General features: G+C 55.8%; 1 rRNA gene. It reads left to right on the forward strand.

From position 1 onward, the window contains the following. A 23S ribosomal RNA gene (locus SM452_RS30325) occupies positions 1–1,284 on the forward strand; the annotation flags it as partial.

The raw sequence follows: 1,284 nt of genomic DNA on the forward strand, positions 1-1,284 counted from the left end.
GGCTGAGACGTGATGCCGAGCCGATTCAGGTGAAGTCAGTGATCCTATGCTGCCGAGAAAAGCCTCTAGCGAGTTCTTAGCGGCCCGTACCCCAAACCGACACAGGTGGTCAGGTAGAGAATACCGAGGCGATCGGGCGAACTGTGGTTAAGGAACTCGGCAAATTGCCCCCGTAACTTAGGGAGAAGGGGGGCCGGAGACGTGAAGCCCCGCGCGGGTGGAGCGTTGTATGGCCGCAGAGAGCAGGGGGAAGCGACTGTTTACTAAAAACACAGGTCCATGCGAAGAAGTAATTCGATGTATATGGACTGACGCCTGCCCGGTGCTGGAACGTTAAGGGGACCTGTTAGCTCTTCGGGGCGAAGCGGAGAACTTAAGCGCCAGTAAACGGCGGTGGTAACTATAACCATCCTAAGGTAGCGAAATTCCTTGTCGGGTAAGTTCCGACCTGCACGAATGGCGTAACGACTTCCCCACTGTCTCAACCACAGGCCCGGCGAAATTGCATTACGAGTAAAGATGCTCGTTACGCGCGGCAGGACGGAAAGACCCCGGGACCTTTACTATAGCTTGACATTGGTATCTGAATTAGCTTGTGTAGGATAGGTGGGAGCCGGTGAAGTCCATACGCCAGTATGGGTGGAGGCAATCTTGAAATACCACTCTGGTTGATTTGGGTATCTAACTTCGGACCGTTATCCGGTTCAGGGACAGTGTCTGGTGGGTAGTTTAACTGGGGCGGTTGCCTCCTAAAGGGTAACGGAGGCGCCCAAAGGTTCCCTCAGCCTGGTTGGCAATCAGGTGTTGAGTGCAAGTGCACAAGGGAGCTTGACTGTGAGACTGACAGGTCGAGCAGGGACGAAAGTCGGGACTAGTGATCCGGCACTGGCATGTGGAAGCGGTGTCGCTCAACGGATAAAAGGTACCCCGGGGATAACAGGCTGATCTTCCCCAAGAGTCCATATCGACGGGATGGTTTGGCACCTCGATGTCGGCTCGTCGCATCCTGGGGCTGTAGCAGGTCCCAAGGGTTGGGCTGTTCGCCCATTAAAGCGGTACGCGAGCTGGGTTTAGAACGTCGTGAGACAGTTCGGTCCCTATCCGCCGTGCGCGTAGGATACTTGAGAAGGGCTGTCCCTAGTACGAGAGGACCGGGACGGACGAACCTCTGGTGTGCCAGTTGTCCCGCCAGGGGCACGGCTGGTTAGCTACGTTCGGAAGGGATAACCGCTGAAAGCATCTAAGCGGGAAGCTCGCTTCAAGATGAGGTATCCCACCCACATT

The organism is Micromonospora sp. SYSU B005, assembly GCF_055362685.1.